Source organism: Microcoleus sp. A006_D1 (assembly GCF_036702805.1).
In the GTDB taxonomy this organism is placed as follows: Bacteria; Cyanobacteriota; Cyanobacteriia; order Cyanobacteriales; family Microcoleaceae; genus Microcoleus.
Map to the genome: position 1 here is coordinate 20,579 of NZ_JAUBVZ010000025.1, position 16,517 is coordinate 37,095.

Consider the following 16,517-nt stretch of genomic DNA (forward strand, 5'->3'; position numbering starts at 1 on the left):
GGGTAGTTTTTGTGTGGGCAATTCTGGTGCTGTAGTATAAGTTGGTGAACTAATGAATAGAAGCGTTTTTCTGGTCTTGCTTGCTGCTATTTTGTGCGGCGTCGCAGGTCAATTCAGTCTGAAGGCAGGAGCTAAAATATTAGGGCCGATTGGCGCTGATAATTTAGTCGAAAAAGTCGTAGCAATGGCAACTCAGCCGTTGATTGTAGGCGGTCTTTCTTTGTATGCAGTTTCTTCGATCGGCTTTATCGTCGTTCTGTCACGGGCAAACCTTAGCATAGTCTCGCCTTTACTGTCAATTAGTTACCTGTTTACTGTTTTAGGCGGGAAACTTATATTTCACGAGCCTTTGCCGCCGCTGCGGTTGGTAGGCGTCGCCTTGATTATGACCGGAGTAATTTTTGTACTCAGAGGTCAAGCTGGGGGAGTGACTGGAGGCAACTAGCGATCGCTTTTAAGCTTGACGCTTGAGTGCTGAATTGATAATTTAGAGCGAAGGGTGTATTTGAGTCTTCTGTTATGAAATGATGCTGCTGTATGTCTAATATTTCTGAGTCTGTGAATCCCAATCAATTATTGAGCGATCGCACCGCCGTTCTTGCTACTATGCACCGAAAAGAACGGGTGATGGCTCCTATTTTGGAACGAGAATTAGGAGTCAAAATTAGCGTACCTGCCGAGCTTGACACTGACGCTTTCGGCACGTTTACCAGAGAAGTTAAACGCTTCGGAACTCAAAGAGAAGCGGCTCGCCAGAAAGCCGAAAAAGCTCTAGCAATTGCAGGTGAAACTCTGGCATTTGCCAGCGAAGGCACTTTCGGCCCTCACCCAATGATGCCGTATCTGCCAGCTAACAGAGAAATCGTACTTTTATTAGATCGAGCCAACAATCTCGAACTTGTCGGCGAATCTTTGTCCGTAGAAACTAATTACAGTCACCAGTTAGTTTCTAGTATGGAAGAAGCAGATGATTTTGCTGAAAAAGCTGGATTTCCCGAACACGGACTGGTTGTTGTAGTTGGCGATGCTGCACTGGGTAATGGGGAAATTGTCAAGGGCATTGCGACAGATAAACAACTTTTTGATGCTGTGACAGCAGGCTTAAAAAAATCTGCAACTAATCGAGTTCATCTCGAAACAGATATGCGGGCGATGTACAATCCGACTCGGATGAAAAACATTGAAAATGCAACTCTCGATTTAGTTAAAAAATTCAAGCAATTCTGCCCGGAGTGCGGTTGGCCGGGATTCGAGGTTGCCCAGAGGAAAATCGGATTGCCCTGCGGACTTTGCTATTTTCCGACTCAGTTGGTGCGATCGACTATTTATCAATGCAAAAACTGCGGTTATACTAAAGAAGAACTGTTTCCCGACGGTCGAGAGACTGCCGATCCCGCTCAGTGTCAGTATTGCAACCCTTAAAATTAAGTTACTAATGATAGCCGTAGAAACCGAACGCAACTGGAAACCCGTTATTAAAGAATTTGAGGCTGTAGTGGGCAAAAACGGCGTAGTGCAGCGCCGCGAAGAATTGATTGTATACGAGTGCGACGGACTCGCTAGCTACCGCCAGCGCCCCGCCCTGGTGGTATTGCCGCGAACTACCGAGGAAGTGGCAAATGTAGTCAAAATATGCGATCGCAATTCCATTCCCTGGGTAGCTAGAGGCGCCGGCACCGGGCTTTCCGGCGGCGCTTTACCCGTAGAAAACTGCGTGCTGATTGTCACAGCCCTGATGCGAAAAATCCTGAAAGTAGACTTAGAAAACCAGCAAGTAGTCGTACAACCGGGAGTAATTAATAACTGGGTAACGCAAGCAGTTAGCGGCGCAGGTTTCTACTATGCGCCCGATCCTTCCAGTCAAATTGTTTGTTCGATTGGCGGCAACGTTGCCGAAAATTCTGGCGGCGTTCATTGCCTGAAATATGGAGTTACAACCAATCACGTTTTAGGATTAAAATTGGTAATTCCCGACGGTTCGATTGTCGAGGTTGGCGGCGAAATTCCCGAAATGCCCGGTTACGATTTAACTGGTGTATTTGTCGGTTCCGAAGGCACTTTAGGCATCGCCACAGAAGTTACTCTGCGAATTCTCAAAGCGCCAGAATCTATTTGCGTTCTCCTAGCCGATTTTGCCAGCATAGAAGCAGCGGGCGAATCGGTTTCCGATATTATCAGCGCTGGCATTATTCCCGGCGGCATGGAAATCATGGACAACATCAGCATCAATGCTGTGGAAGATGTTGTAGCAACTGGTTGTTATCCCCGCGATGCGGCGGCAATTCTACTGATAGAAATTGACGGTTTAGAAGTGGAAGTTGCTACAAACAAACAGCGAATTGCGGATATTTGCAAGCAGAATGGAGCGCGAAATATCACGACGGCTCATGACTTGGAAACGCGGATGAAAATTTGGAAAGGGCGGAAAGCTGCTTTTGCGGCGGCGGGTCATCTCAGCCCTGATTATTACGTGCAAGACGGCGTAATTCCGCGCACGCAAATGGCTTATGTTTTGAAAGAAATTGAGGGTTTGAGCGAGAAATACGGCTACCGAATTGCTAATGTATTTCACGCGGGAGATGGGAATTTGCACCCGCTGATTTTGTACGATAACTCGGTAAAAGGTGCGCTGGAAAAGGTGGAAGAATTGGGCGGGGAAATTCTCAGGCTTTGCGTGAAAGTCGGCGGCAGTCTTTCGGGGGAACACGGCATCGGTGCTGATAAGAAGTGTTTTATGCCGGATATGTTTTCGGAGGTAGATTTGGAGACGATGCAGTGGGTGCGTCAGGTGTTTAATCCGAAGGGTTTGGCAAATCCTGGGAAGATGTTTCCGACGCCGAAGACTTGCGGGGAAGCGGCGAGGGCTAAGGTTGAAACTATGAAGAAGTTGGAGGGTGCGGAGGTGTTTTAATTCCACGGATGTAGACGGCGGTTGAAACCGCCGTCTATACAAACAAAACCCGCCGACGCGGGTTGAAGAGGATAACATAATTTAACCGTAATTACGCAGACGCAGACGGCGGTTTAAACCGCGCCTACACAAACAAAACCCGCCGACGCGGGTTGAAGACGCAGACGGCGGTTTAAACCGCGCCTACACAAACAAAACCCGCCGACGCGGGTTGAAGAGGATAACATAATTTAACCGTAATTACGCAGATGCAGACGGCGGTTTAAACCGCGCCTACACAAACAAAACCCGCCGACGCGGGTTGAAGAGAATAACTTAATTTAACCGCCGTCTGCTGCATCTAAAAACAATTTTTATTATGGCTAAGTAGGCTAATGTGCGATCGCAATTTTGATAGTAAATTCCGTGCCCTTGCCCAATTCCGAAGTACAATAGAATTCGCCTTTGTGTCTTTCTACAATAATTTGATAGCTAATTGACAAACCCATTCCCGTGCCTTTTCCAACGGGTTTTGTAGTAAAAAATGTATCGAATATGCGCTGCTTGACTTCCTCAGTTATTCCGGGCCCGGTATCGGCAATTTTGATCTCTACAAAATCTCCGACAACTTCCGTATAAATTCTAATCTGGCGGAATTTTTCTGGCATTTCTTGAAGATTTTGCATAATGTTCCCATCATCTAAAGCATCGATCGCATTACTGAGAATATTCATAAAAACTTGATTGATTGGCCCTGGGAAACACTCAACAGGTGGCAAGTTTCCGTATTGTTTGACAATTTGAATTGGCGGTTTTTCGCCGTTTCCTTTCAAACGGTGATTGAGAATTAGCAGCGTGCTGTCAATACCTTCGTGGAGGTTAACGGGTTTCATTTGTGAATCGTCGTGCCGCGAAAAGTTCCGCAGCGACTGGACAATCTGGCAAATGCGATCGACACCAACGCTCATTGAAGACAGTATTTTGGGTAAATCTTCCGCTAAAAAATCTAGTTCATTATCTTCTCTTTCTTGTTGAATCTCCGCAACTGGATTGGGATAGTGCTGTTGGTAAAGTTCGACGATGTGAAACAAGTCTTGAGTATAATCTTTGAGGTGAGCGAGATTGCCGTAGATAAAGCTGACGGGGTTGTTGATTTCGTGAGCTACTCCGGCAATTAGCAATCCCAAACTCGACATTTTTTCGCTCTGGACTAATTGGGAATGAGTGGTTTTGAGTTCCTCAATTGTTGCTGCTAGTTGTGCTGCTTGTTGTCTGCTTTGTGCTTCGGATTTTTGCAATGCTTCTTCGGCTTGTTTGCGATCGGTGATGTCTCTCTGTACGCCGATGAAATGAGTTAATTTTCCGGTGCTATCGCGCACGGGAGATACTGATAAAGCATTCCAAAAAGCGGTTCCGTCTTTGCGGTAATTCTTTAATATTACCTGACATTCGCTGTCAGTTTGCAATGCTTGGCGGATGATTTCTAGTGCCTCGGAGTCGGTATCGATTCCTTGCAAAAATCGGCAGTTTTCCCCGATAATTTCTTCCCGCCGATAACCTGTCATACTTTCAAAGGCGGGATTGCAATAAATAATCGGATGTTCGGGATTAGTTGCGTCAGAAATCGTAACTCCGGTACTGGTAGCTGCCATAGCCCGATCGTACAACCAAAGCATTTCTTCGGCGCGCTTGCGATCGGTAACATCCCGCAGGGTAGCTAAATAAGCCATTTCTCCCTCCCATTCCGTTTCCACCACCCGCATTTCTACTACAGCATTTGCTTTGTGCTTGCTAATAGCTTCAACTTCTGTTTTCACGACGCGCATTCCTGCTGCATCTGTTTCTCCAACTTGCGGAATAATATCCGTATCCATCTCAATATCGCAAGCTGAACCTTCTACTACCAAATTGCCAAAAAATGCTTGGCCTAAAAGTTCTTCTGCTTTGCAGTTAAACAGCGCTTCTGCTGACGGGTTGGCAAAACAGACAAGCCCTCGTTTGTTGACGATTGCGATACCGTCGGCATTTTTGGCGATCGCATTCCGAAACCGAGATTCGCTAGCTTTCAAATCCTGTTTTAGCTGTTCCATTGCTATTTGCATCTGCTGCAATTGGCACAGATTAACAAGATAAGCTTCTGAAATGCTGGTATCTGCCGAATTTTCGGCTAAATTTGTGGGTAAATTTTGATAGTTTTTTCTCTGGATCATGTTTTTAGTAGTTGCTTTTTGGCTACTGCTAATATTACTGAGGTTATTTTTGGGATCTGCTTCTTGAAAAGACATATTTAAACCTGCCATTTTTTATTAAGGTGTTGCTCTCCCCCACTTTTCGTGCCAATTTACCGAGAGAACAATTTACACCTGATGCTAGCACATGACTTTTAGAATTCATCCTAAAATCTGGTTAAGATTCTAGAGCGATTGCCATCTAATTATCTATTCACAATTGACTAAGTAATTTCAACAACATCGGCATTTACGTAGTATGGATACGAACAATTAAGGCGAGATCGGGCTTGAATCCCCCTCGCACCGGACAAAATAATAGGAGCGACGGGCAAGTTCTAAATATTTAGAAGCAACGGCAAAGTATAAATTATTATATAAATTTGAAAAAAATACGCTGAGTAAAAAGCAAACTCATCTTTACTTTAAAAAATCATCATAATTAAGTAGGTGGGTACAAATAAACATTAGATGGGGAGGGCGGGTTTTGCCTTCATAAACTGGCTTGTATCATAGATTCTTAGCTAAACCCGCCCCTACAAGATACTATTGTTTTTTCGCAATGATTTACTTGCCAATTACTAAATTGTGTCCCTGCCGCCAGATTTGATATAGAATGTAACCTGTCTATTTTTGCGATCGCAACTTCAAACCAATGGCACGTCTAGCACTTCTGAGCGTATCCAATAAAACCGGGCTAATCGACTTAGCGCGCAGTCTAGTAGAAGAATTTGAATTTGACATAATTAGCAGCGGCGGGACAGCAAGCGCCCTCAAAGAAGCTGGCATCCCCGTCACTAAAGTTGCGGAATATACTGGTTCTCCCGAAATTTTGGGAGGGCGAGTCAAAACACTTCACCCGCGCATCCACGGAGGTATTTTAGCGCGCCGCGATGTAGCACAAGACCTCGCAGATTTAACCGAAAATCAAATTCGGGCGATCGATCTAGTTGTAGTCAATTTGTATCCATTTGAACAGACAATTGCCAAACCGGGGGTAACACTTGCAGACGCCATCGAGCAGATAGATATCGGCGGGCCGGCGATGCTGAGAGCTTCCGCGAAAAACCACGCTCATTTGACAGTTTTGTGCAATCCTGACCAGTACAATACTTATTTAGCAGAACTTCGGCAAAACGGCGGGGAAGCATCCTTAAAATTCCGGCAAGAGTGCGCGCTAGAAACATTTGAACATACAGCAAACTACGATCGCGCGATCGCAAATTATCTCAGCAGCAAATCCGAGCCCGAATCGAAGCTACCAGAACAGTTTAATGTATCAGGAAAAGAGCTGCAAACACTCCGCTACGGCGAAAACCCCCACCAAGCCGCCACCTGGTATCAAAGCGGAACTACACCGACAGGCTGGACAACTAGCACCATCCTGCAAGGCAAAGAATTAAGCTACAATAATTTAGTAGATTTAGAAGCAGCAAGGCGGCTGATTGTAGAATTCCCGGAGACTCCCGCCGCCGCTATTCTGAAGCATACAAATCCTTGCGGGACAGCCTTGGGAACAACTATTTCCGAAGCGTATCAAAAAGCCTTCGACACGGATTCAGTCTCAGCTTTCGGCGGAATTGTCGCCCTCAACCGTCCGATTGATGCTGCTACCGCAACGGCGTTAACTAAAACATTTTTAGAATGTATTGTGGCGCCGGGGTGCGAACCGGAAGCCGAAGAAATCATCAAAAAGAAGGCGAAAGTTCGAGTATTAATTTTGCCTGATTTGACTCAAGGGCCAGCGCAAACTGTTAAAATTATTGCAGGTGGTTTGCTGGTACAAGACTCGGACAATGTAGTAGAAGAAACTAGCAAATGGCGCGCAGTTACTGAGAAACAGCCGACTGCTGAAGAGTTAGCAGAATTGCTGTTTGCTTGGAAAGTAGCGAAACACGTTAAATCGAATGCGATCGTTGTGACGCGCGATCGCACTACAATCGGTGTCGGCGCCGGACAAATGAACCGCGTGGGATCGGTTAAACTAGCATTGGAACAAGCAGGAGAGAAGAGCAAAGGAGCGATTTTGGCTAGCGACGGCTTCTTCCCCTTCGACGATTCCGTAAAAACGGCGGCGGGCGCGGGGATAATTGCGATCGTCCAACCGGGAGGTAGTATGCGCGATAAAGATTCCATTGAGGCGGCTAACCAACTCGGAATCACAATGGTGTTTACCGACATCCGCCACTTCTTGCATTAGGAATAATACCCTATAGTAGGGACACAACACTGTTGTGTCCTTCCAGAATTGCTTCCAAAATTGCGTCCTTAAAAAATTATGACTTACACTCAACAGCAAATAAAACCCCAAGACATAAAAGTTAAAATCCTGCTTACTGGCGGACATCAGTGCACCGTCATTCTCAAATCAGACACACCATTATTGCACAGCCTTGTCAAAACATTAGTCGATCGCACGCAACAGACACCAGGTTTTTCCACCTTATTTCAAATCCCCATAGACGACGGGCGTTCCAGCCTTTCTTTTCCCGGCGAACACCTAGTCGGATTAGTCACTGAGCCCCCAATTTACTTGCAGCAATTTCAACCGCAGCAGCCAGCAATTCACGTAGAAATTCCCGCAGAAATTCCCGCAGAAATTCCAGTCTCCGCGCCTGTAAATGACGACTTAATATCTCGCTACGCCCAAATAGACAACTTTTTGACAGCCGCAGAAAAGAACAAACTAATCAAATACGTTTTAGCAAAAGAATCAGAATTTGTAAGTACCAGCACCTCAACAAATGCCGAAGATTACCGCCGTTCGATGGTGCTTCACTCCTTCCCCGAATTTTCCGAATTGATGGTGAATCGCATCAAAGCAATTCTCCCCGACGTGCTGCGTAAATTAAATCTACCCTCATTTGCGCTTGGTGACATAGAAGCTCAGCTAACTCTGCACAATGACAACAACTTTTATAAACTGCATAACGACAGCGGTTCACCAGATACAGCTACCAGATTTTTTACTTATGTTTATTATTTCAATCGAGAGCCCAAGGCTTTTTCAGGTGGCGAATTGCTGATTTACGATAGCAAAGTCGAGAACAATTTTTATGTTGCAGATGAGACATTCAGAACTGTGGAACCTCGCAATAATAGCATTGTATTTTTCCTAAGCCGCTATATGCACGAAGTTTTGCGAGTTAGCTGTCCCTCGAAAGCTTTTGCTGATAGTCGGTTTACTATTAATGGCTGGGTGCGTAAAGCGGATTGAGACTTCTTGGCTAAATCTTTTATGAATAGACCTCTTGCAAAAATAGCTAGGACGGGCAAGATGCCCATCCCACAAAAATTTTTTTTCTTGTGGAATGGGCATCTTGCCCGTTCCAAAATTTGATTAAAAGGACTTTTGCAAGAGGTCTAATAGCAAAACCGCAGATTTAAGGCATATAAACGGAGATAAACGCAGATATTTTCAAGAGTAGACGGCGGTTGAAACCGCGCCTACAAAAACAAAACCCGCATTGCCAAGGGTTGAAGAATGGATGGTTAACATTACGTTTTTTTCTTGATACGGCATTTTCCTCAGTCCGCGGAGGCGGACTTTGTTTGTATAGACGCGGTTTCAACCGCCGTCTGCTTGGTTTGTATAGACGCGGTTTCAACCGCCGTCTACGTCTCCCGCGATGCTATATTTACTCTTGTGCTCCTGCATTTTTGAGCAATTTCACCACAGTGGAATAACCTTTAAACTCAGCTAACATTAAAGCTGTATAATTGCCAGGATTTTTGTGATTTAACTCTGCACCAGCAGCGATTAAAATCTTAACTGCATCAGCGTAACCCCGATGTGCGGCCCACATGACAGCAGTTGCGCCGGAATCATCCAGCAAGTTGACATCTGCACCTTTTTCGACTAATATTTGGACGATCGCCATATAACCGCGATCGCACGCCTTCATCAAAGCAGTTTTCCCCAAATCCGCCGGGACATTCGGATCAGCACCGCCGTCAAGCAAGGCTTTCACCGTCTCAGTATGTCCGTGAAAAGCAGCCAGCGTCAAAGCCGTCTCCCCAAAGTTTTTAGCATTCAGAAAATCAGCCTGATTTGAGTTTACTTTTTGCAGCAAAGCTGATACGATCGCACTATGACCGTGAACAGCAGCCACCAGCAAAGGCGTATCGCCCAACCGATTTCTAGAACCGACACTAGCACCTCGGTTTAAGAGCAATTCCACCACATCTTCGCAGCCTTCAACCACCGCAAAATTCAACGCAGTTTCATCATCTTTGTCCTTAGCGTTGATATCCGCGCCAGTATCGAGTAAGATAAGGGCGATCGGCAAATTTCCCCCAGCAGCAGCCATCAAAGCCGTGCCGCCATCTCCACTTTTCACATTAACATCAGCACCCGCAGCCAGCAAAGCTCGCACCGCATCAACATTGCCGAAATCCGCCGCCAAAGTTAAAGCAGTTTCGCCGTCTTTGTCAGGAATTTCCACATTAGCACCAGCAGCCAACAAAACCTCAACAACAGCCAAATTGCCCGCCGTCGCAGCCTGCATTAAAGGAGTTTTGCTCTGTAGATTTTTAAGATTAACATCCGCACCGCAGTTAAGCAAAATTCGGACAATTTCAGCGCTACCTTGACTAACAGCTAAAAACAGCATAGAATTGTCAGCAATAGCACCCGCATCAGCCAAAGCTTTAACAACAGCTTCGTGCCCCGATAAAGCCGCTATTTTCAGAGCCGAATCTCCATCTTTATCTCGGACATTCACATCAGCCTTAGCATCAAGTAAAAGCCGCACAACATTGATATCGCCTTTCAGAGAAGCCGCCATCAAAGCCGTACTTCCATCATCATTTTTAGCATCAACATCAGCACCCGCCGCCAACAACAGCCGCATAACATCAGCCTGTTTGTGAGCCGCCGCCAGCATCAAAGCCGTCAGCCCAAAACGCCTGCTCACATGGTTGACATTAGCGTCATTTTTTAGTAAAATACGCACGATTTCCGTATAGCCCTTTTGGGCGGCAAACATCAAAGCCGTCGTCCCCTCAGAGTCTTTGGCATTAGCGTCAACGCCCTTAGCGAGTAAAGCTTGGACGTGAATAATGTTACCAGTCTTGGCAGCTTGAATCAATACAGCGTCTTGTTTAGTGGCAGGCATAATAGTCTCTCATACCGTATATTTGTACCGTCGCACGAGACGGACTGACTGGTATGCTAAGTTTTATGAAGTATGTTTGCTAATCCTCAGAACACTATGAATCTCGAAATTCCGCAGTCTGTGAAAGTTTGGAGCCAATTCTTCCACCCAGTTTTAATGTGGGTATTGCTAGCAATCTCATTTTATGCTTTGTATCTGGGCATTCAAATCCGCCGCACCAGAAGTGCGGAAGGCGATGTCAAAAAAGAGTTAATTAAGGGCAAATTCAACATCAAGCACCACCAGATGGGCTCTTTGCTGCTAGCCTTGATGGTAACAGGTGCGATCGGCGGAATGGCAGTCACCTACATCAACAACGGCAAACTATTTGTCGCCCCGCACCTAGTAGCAGGCTTGGGAATGACCGCAATAATTGCGATTTCAGCCTCGCTGACTCCGTTGATGCAAAAAGGTCAAAATTGGGCGAGATACACTCACATCTTCCTGAATGTGGCGCTGTTGGGGCTGTTTGGGTGGCAGGCGGTAACAGGTGTCGAAATCGTGCAAAGGATTATCAGTAAAATGTAACGGTTAAAGTACGATTTAGGACTTGCCTGCGGGTGTCCAGAAACCGGGTTTTTCACGAAAATACCCATTGTAGACGTAAATTCTGCTAAAAACCCGGTTTCTTTAATCGTAACAGTAACTGGTTCCAAGGCTCTGCCTTGGAATCCATATCTAGAGGCTCTGCCTCGGCACATAATTAAGGAGGCAGAGCCTCCGAATCTGCGTTACCAGGCAGAGCCTGTTAACGAGTAGAAATAACCCTCTCTTTTACTCTTGTCCAACTGTCGTAAGGTGCATCGCGATAACATGATCGATGGAATTTATGAATTTTTATAGCGACGCACCCTACAAAGAATCAAAGCCATGTTAGAAACCCTCATCAAGTATTTTGTTTACGCCACAAAAGGTCATATTACAAAAACCCAATTAATCAAATTTTTGTATTTAGCCGACCTTTATGCTGTCAAATGGACGAGCAAACAGCTTACAGAACTCAATTGGCGTTATTATCACTATAGCCCTTGGAACGAAGACATAATTGTCGCCTTAAATCAAATGAATGGCAAAACAATTGTGCAAGAATCTGTGGGAGAAACCATATTTATCCGACTTGGTGCCGAAGCAGGTAATATCGATGATTTAGAATTGCCCGTAGGACTAAAACTAATGCTGGAAAACATTCGCAGAGAATGGGCAGGTTCAGGACAGGAGAAAATCCAGAAGTTACTAAAGTATGTGTACAGCACTGCCCCAATGATTGAGGTTAAAGATAGCCATCAACTAGAGCAAGTAGTGAGACTGAATCTTGAGACAGAAAGACAAAAATTAATCAGTGAATTAGGGTGATAACGTGGCTGGAAAAACACCTCGTCAAGGTTGGATTTATTTGGTGAATCCCCAGAAAATATCTCTTTATTGCAAGCAAAATCACAATCACATTTATGATTTAAGTGAACCAGGGAAGATGGAATGCAAGACGTTTAATTGTACACGGATAGTTAATTCTAGTAGGGTTTTACGGGGAGAGCATCATTATCTCTTTTGGGAAATTGACCAATTTCAAGATAACTCTGAATGCTTACAAACTTTTACGGTGATTCCCTTAACTTTCCAAGAAACCTGTAAAGGTTTGCCAACAGCGTATCCGATTAACTCGACCAGCAAAAATGGTCTTGATAAGAATTCCTTAGCTTTAGTGCATCAGATATGTACTGTTGATGCTAATTGTTTTAAGGACTCGCAAGGGAATTGGTTTGAGCGAGTTGGACAAGTGGATAAAGGAGATAAGGAGTCGATAGAGGAACGTTTAATGTATTTTTTTAATCTTGGGGATAATTGTAGTGATGATTGGTTGATGAACAATGTGTCTGTGGAAGTTTTAGAGAAAGTTTTTGATTATTTGCCGCAGGAGATGACGAAAAAGATTGATTTAGAAAAAGTCATAAGTGATCTCGAATTATGGTGAGATGCAGACGGCGGTTGAAACCGCGCCTATACAAACGATGTCTGCCTCCGCAGACTGAAGAGAGTAGCATGATTTTAAGCGCTCTTTCTTCAACCAGCGGAGGCTGGTTTTGTTTTTATAGACGCGGTTTCAACCGCCCGGTATTCTACCAATTATCTGATTGCTATTATTTGCATCCTTGGGCTTAATTTTGCGAGTTAACCGCCAAGTACCAAAGCCAAAGCCTGCGCCGAATAATAAACTGAAGAAGAGAGATAATACAAAGGGATGGGGTGGTAAAGATGTAGAAAAAGGTGCTATTGGAACTTGCGTTATGAGAGGATAGCTGCTAGCAATGATTCCGGCTACACCGATGCCTGCACCGATGCCTGCACCTACTGATTGAATCGTGTTTTGCAATTCGGTATCGCTCTTTCTTTCCGCTAACTCAAACTTTGCTTGTTGTTTTTGACCGTCCAATTCCACAATTATTCGGATAGTTTCAATCATCTGTTGAAACAATTGCCGTCCTGCGGTAAGATAACTCATGTTGATTTTAATCTGTTTCTGAAACATCTGGCAACTCCCAGTCAAAAAATCTTGGATAAAATCTAAGTTATCTGTTCCTTCGATGCTGCAACTGACAAGTTGTTTGCGCCAGTAAGTATAATTGTCAGCATTCGTTTCAATTGTAGTCAGGTGAAGTTCTATATCTCGCAAATAGCGGGCATACTCAAACCCGATTTGGGGAAGTTGAATCAGAAAATTTTCGAGTTGTTGCAGTCGCTCTTTTGGCTCAGATTTTAAATTGCTAAACTCTTTCACCTTGGCTTCTAATTGGCTGTAGAGTTTCCTCGCTTTCTCGTTGCAGCGCTGCGCTTGGTAATAGGCGTAAATGATTTTAGTTCGACAGCATAACAAATTGAGCAGCGGATTATAATAATCACCACTATTCTCTAACTCTGAAGTTTTTTCATCTGTGTTGAACCAGACTAGGATGTGGCAGTTTAAACTCGGATTTTCTTGAGGATTGTCAAATTCAAAAATGGGACTACCGAGAAGTTTTCCCTCTGCTATGAAATAGGGTTTGGGCTGGTTTTCTACATTTTGAAACAAAGCTTCTACACAAGCTGCTGCTAATTCTTTATAATCACCGGAAAAATCAACGGGTTTGGCAAATAATACCAGGGTTTGTCCCAGTGATGCTTGGATTTTCTTGGGTAGCAGACAACCTTGAAAATTTAGATTGTTTAGTTGGTTGATTTCTACTGTGTCTGCGGCAAGCAGCGTCAAGTCAAGGGCGTAAGTGTCGTGCAGTTGCACCGGATAAATTGCGCCTTCTAGGGGTACTTTGTCCGGTTGGCTGAGAGTCGTAAATGATAGGATTCTATCTGCATAAAGTTCTAAATATTCGCTTTGTTGGCTATTTTGGCTTTTTGTGTTGGCAAGATGTTCGGGTAAAGAATCGAGTTTTGGATTAGTTTGCAGCAGGTTTCCCAAAGCAACGCATTGATGCCATAAATGGTCGGCATTGTCTACAGTTTGTTGGTCGCCTTGGGCAAGGTTGTTGCACAATTGAAAGGCAAACAGCGTTAGTTTTGGGTTGGCAAGTTTGCCTGTCAATTGAGTGCTATTCATCACCTAGAGCCTAATAGGGTTTCGATAAGACGGCGGTTGAAACCAGGTTTATACAAACGATGTCCGAGCGAGCGAGGGACTGAATAAAATAAGCTAATTTTAACCGCCCGCTCTTCAACCCGCGGAGGCGGGTTTTGTTTGTGTAGACGCGGTTTCAACCGCCGGGTCTTCTATTTTGACTGGTTGGGAAAACTTTCTTGGATGGCATTTAATAGCGTTTCTTTGGCAGCTTTGGGAGGTGAAGACTTTGGTGGAGGATTTATTTTTGTGCTTCCGGGTAGACGATCGCCCTCCGTAGATTTGGTTGCTGGTGGAAACAACTCTTTGCGAGTCTGGCGTAATGCTTGTTGAATGTCGGTGTACTTTGCACACCATTCAATGATATCATCAGAAAGTTCATCCTCTGTTTCTCGGAAAGTATCTTTTGCTTGATTAAGGTCTTCATACCTGTTGTCTATCAAAAACAGGGGTTTCTGATTTTTGATGAGGTGTATGAAGGCGTTGATATTTTTTTGATTATTTTCGAGCATAATTATTTGATTTTTACTGACCAGTTGCACAAAATGCAGCCCAATGATAAGGCGATTGAAAAGGTGGTTGTTCTGTGGAGTCTAACTCATCAAGCATCACGTATAGATCCTCTTTTAGGGAGGGACGTATCGAAAGTTTGCTTGTCCACTGTTGTAACTTATCTACTGTAACATCCCGCAGCCAAAGTTGAGCTTTGTTGAGGGCAAGAGCGACGCTTAACCCGGCTTTGAGATTCTGATAAAATTCTATCATCAGCAATGAAGTAGACACATCATTCACAGTCCAAAGTGTCGGTACTACACTGGAACTCCCGGCCACGAGGAAACCGCTAGGTAAGCTGATATATTCATCGCTGATGCTGCTAAAGTCGCTGAGGCCGGTTTCGCAGGCGGAGAGGACTACTAGGCGACATTCTCGGAAGTCGAGGGCAAAGATGTCTGCTAAGGTGAGGCATTTGTCAAGGTCGAGAATGTTGCCATTTTGTAATGATTGATAACGGTTGGGGTTTGATTCTGCTGGCGCTGGCGGGGGTAATTCGCTGTCGGCTAGCAGTAATGCTGATAGCAAAGGTTGCTGAAAGTTAAAGTAGCCGTGACAGCTAAAGTGGGCGCAGTGGGCGATGCGGAGGCGGTTGTCATTTATGGCTGATTTTATGGCATTATTTTGGATGAGAATATCTTGATTTTCGGGTGGGAAATTCTGACTGATTGCTTGTACTTCTACATCGGTAAATTCCAGGTCATTGGTAGGATTTTGGACGGCAAATAGGTGTGTGAAATTGGGGCGTTCTCGCCTTTGTGCCTGTTGCAGGAGTTGGCAACTGGGGGCGTAGCGGACACCTTGTTTGAAGCAATCTAGCGGGCAAGGATTAGTGGGTTCTGGAGACGGGGTTTCTGAATTAAACCGCTGCCAGGTTTCACGGCTAACTGGCAAGGCGTGAAGGGGGAACAGGTGCAGGAAGCGGTGGGGAATTAGAATTAGTTGACTGCACTGTTTGGGAACTCTTTCCACAAGATCGTTGAGATGCAAAATATTAGCTAGACTTTGGAGGCGGGAGGCTAGGTTTTGCTGCCATTGAGTTTTGTTTTCTTGGTAGTCTTTCAGATACTCGTTGAACCAATTTTCTAAGGCTTTAAAGTCGGCTTTTGAAGATTGCCAAACTATAGGGGTTGGCGATTCTGGCGTGATGATGAAGGCAAGAAATCTGTCGCCTGTAATGTACCACTGAAGGATAGCGGTGTTTTCTGCTGTGAGGGATTGAATCTCGCTGTAGGAGATGCCTTTAACTTCTTGGGTCAGTGCGAAATCGGGGTCAATGGGTTTGATGTCGCGGGCAATCAATTCATTTAGTTGTTGCCGTAATTGGGTTAGATTGGTTTGATCGCGAATGGTGGTTTGTAGGTTGTCGATTTGGGGGCTGCGTTCTCCCGATATCGTGTCGCCGTTGTTGTTACGATTTATCTGTTCGATGTCCACTCGTCGCTGGTCGGCATCAATTTCTCGACGCAGGCGCGAGAGTTCGTTGATAACGGTTTCGGGAATATCACCTTTGGGGTAGAGGTCGCGGGTGGCGAGGAGTTCTACTAAGTTGCGGGCTTTGCTGCGTTCGGCGTATTCTATGGCTTCGGTGTAGTTTTTTAGTTCTATGCAAACTTCCACCATACTTCGATAAAGTTTATTCCATTCTTCGGCTAATTTCTGCTTGGTTTCATCTCCCGAATAAATTTCAGTCCGTAGTAATTCTACGGTGTTAATTGCATCAGCAAAAGTATCGTGAGCTAGTCGCAAGTTGGGAACTTTTCGATAGGCAAGCCCTAAATTAAATAAGGTTTCAGCATGGCTTTGCGGGAAAGCCTCGCGGGTACGAACTTCTAGTGCATTTCGGAAACGAAGAATCGCCATTTCGATATTTTGTGCTTTCTCTCCCCTGATTCTGTCGGAGTAGGCAGCAGCCAGATTATTTTGCGTCGTTGCCCATTTTTCGGGAAAGGCATCGCGGGTGTAAATTTCGGTAGCAGCAGTGCAAGATGCAATCACGCTTTCGATATTCTCTGCCCTCTCTCCCCTGATTCTAAAATAGTAGGCAGTCGCCAGATTATTTTGCGTCTTTGCCCATTGTTCGG

General features: G+C 44.9%; 13 protein-coding genes. 8 read left to right on the plus strand and 5 right to left on the minus strand.

The features are described 5' to 3' along the window. The first annotated feature begins 52 nt into the window (after window positions 1–52). From QUB68_RS28140 to glcD, 3 genes are all read left to right on the plus strand, one after another. Window positions 53–445, plus strand: a complete 393-nt coding sequence (locus QUB68_RS28140) for a transporter (RefSeq protein ID WP_332998203.1) — start codon at window positions 53–55, stop codon at window positions 443–445. A 92-nt stretch (window positions 446–537) separates the two neighbouring features. Next, window positions 538–1,422, plus strand: coding sequence for a DUF6671 family protein (locus QUB68_RS28145; RefSeq protein WP_332998204.1), 885 nt, complete (start codon window positions 538–540; stop codon window positions 1,420–1,422). 13 nt (window positions 1,423–1,435) lie between these two features. Continuing rightward, a complete protein-coding gene (gene glcD, locus QUB68_RS28150) occupies window positions 1,436–2,911 on the plus strand; it encodes a glycolate oxidase subunit GlcD (RefSeq protein ID WP_332998205.1) in 1,476 nt (491 codons plus the stop codon). A 371-nt stretch (window positions 2,912–3,282) separates the two neighbouring features. On the opposite strand, the gene QUB68_RS28155 is transcribed toward glcD, so the two are convergent. Then, window positions 3,283–5,190, minus strand: a complete 1,908-nt coding sequence (locus QUB68_RS28155) for a PAS domain-containing sensor histidine kinase (RefSeq protein WP_332998206.1) — start codon at window positions 5,188–5,190, stop codon at window positions 3,283–3,285. 583 nt (window positions 5,191–5,773) lie between these two features. Between QUB68_RS28155 and purH the strand changes: the two genes are divergently transcribed. Together purH and QUB68_RS28165 are read left to right on the plus strand one after the other, a co-directional pair. Further along, on the plus strand, window positions 5,774–7,318 hold the full coding sequence (gene purH / locus QUB68_RS28160; RefSeq protein WP_332998207.1) for a bifunctional phosphoribosylaminoimidazolecarboxamide formyltransferase/IMP cyclohydrolase: 1,545 nt from the start codon (window positions 5,774–5,776) through the stop codon (window positions 7,316–7,318). A gap of 78 nt (window positions 7,319–7,396) precedes the next feature. Further along, window positions 7,397–8,335 (plus strand): 2OG-Fe(II) oxygenase, encoded by a 939-nt coding sequence (locus QUB68_RS28165; protein ID WP_332998208.1) that lies wholly within the window; start codon window positions 7,397–7,399, stop codon window positions 8,333–8,335. A gap of 421 nt (window positions 8,336–8,756) precedes the next feature. Here the strand turns inward: QUB68_RS28165 and QUB68_RS28170 are convergent, their stop codons facing one another. Then, the gene (locus QUB68_RS28170; protein ID WP_332998209.1) at window positions 8,757–10,235 is read right to left on the minus strand and encodes an ankyrin repeat domain-containing protein; all 1,479 of its coding nucleotides are present in this window, start codon (window positions 10,233–10,235) and stop codon (window positions 8,757–8,759) included. Between the two features lie 96 nt (window positions 10,236–10,331). Here QUB68_RS28170 and QUB68_RS28175 point away from each other — a divergent pair, with 96 nt between their 5' ends. The 3 genes from QUB68_RS28175 (at window position 10,332) to QUB68_RS28185 (ending at window position 12,246) form a co-directional block, all read left to right on the plus strand. Further along, complete coding sequence (locus tag QUB68_RS28175; protein WP_332998210.1) at window positions 10,332–10,802, plus strand: DUF4079 domain-containing protein; 471 nt, start codon at window positions 10,332–10,334, stop codon at window positions 10,800–10,802. Window positions 10,803–11,144: 342 nt separating this feature from the next. Then, window positions 11,145–11,627 carry a type II toxin-antitoxin system antitoxin SocA domain-containing protein gene (locus QUB68_RS28180; RefSeq protein WP_332998211.1) on the plus strand — a complete coding sequence of 161 codons (483 nt, stop codon included), beginning with the start codon at window positions 11,145–11,147 and terminating at the stop codon, window positions 11,625–11,627. Between the two features lie 4 nt (window positions 11,628–11,631). Then, complete coding sequence (locus QUB68_RS28185; RefSeq protein WP_332998212.1) at window positions 11,632–12,246, plus strand: type II toxin-antitoxin system PemK/MazF family toxin; 615 nt, start codon at window positions 11,632–11,634, stop codon at window positions 12,244–12,246. Between the two features lie 129 nt (window positions 12,247–12,375). Here the strand turns inward: QUB68_RS28185 and QUB68_RS28190 are convergent, their stop codons facing one another. The 3 genes from QUB68_RS28190 to QUB68_RS28200 all read right to left on the minus strand — a co-directional run. Continuing rightward, window positions 12,376–13,863, minus strand: coding sequence for a hypothetical protein (locus tag QUB68_RS28190; RefSeq protein WP_332998213.1), 1,488 nt, complete (start codon window positions 13,861–13,863; stop codon window positions 12,376–12,378). Window positions 13,864–14,033: 170 nt separating this feature from the next. Then, window positions 14,034–14,393 (minus strand): hypothetical protein, encoded by a 360-nt coding sequence (locus QUB68_RS28195; protein WP_332998214.1) that lies wholly within the window; start codon window positions 14,391–14,393, stop codon window positions 14,034–14,036. Window positions 14,394–14,406: 13 nt separating this feature from the next. After that, window positions 14,407–16,517: CHAT domain-containing protein (locus QUB68_RS28200; protein WP_332998215.1), on the minus strand; the 2,111-nt coding region annotated here is incomplete at its 5' end.